Source organism: Methylobacterium sp. WL103, assembly GCF_008039885.1.
Lineage (GTDB): Bacteria > Pseudomonadota > Alphaproteobacteria > Rhizobiales > Beijerinckiaceae > Methylobacterium > Methylobacterium cerastii.
Genome location: NZ_VRUX01001252.1, coordinates 1 through 492, shown reverse-complemented (window position 1 = coordinate 492; position 492 = coordinate 1). Strand labels below are relative to the sequence as shown.

The following is a 492-nucleotide window of genomic DNA, read 5'->3' as shown; positions in this document are numbered from 1 at the left end:
GGCGCGCGCGGAGCCCGCCGGCCCGGCCAAGGCGCCGTTCCGGACGGTGCTCGCCAAGGTCTGGGCCGAACCGGCCTCGCGCCGCTTCACTGTGTTCATCTTCGTGGCGATGCTGGCCTACAGCGCCCAGGAGCTGATCCTCGAACCCTTCGCCGGCCTCGTCTTCGCGATGACGCCGGGCACGACCACCAAGCTCGCCGGCCTGCAGCACGGCGGCGTGCTCGCCGGCATGCTGATGGTCGCCGGGCTGACCATGGGCGTCGGCGGTTCCTGGCTCGGCTCGCTCAAGCTCTGGACGGCTTTGGGCTGCGCCGGCTCCGGCGCGATGCTCGCCGGGATCGCCGCCGGCGGCCTCGTCGGGCCGGACTTCCCGTTGCGCGCCGTGGTCTTCGGCCTCGGCCTGTTCAACGGCGTCTTCGCGGTCGCCGCGATCGGATCGATGATGGCGCTCGCGGGCGCCGGCGGTGAGGCCGAGCGCGGCACCCGCATGGG

General features: G+C 73.8%; 1 protein-coding gene. It reads left to right on the top strand.

The features are described 5' to 3' along the window. Positions 1-492 (top strand): PucC family protein (locus FV222_RS28880; protein ID WP_147816532.1); only part of this gene is annotated, 492 nt, incomplete at both ends.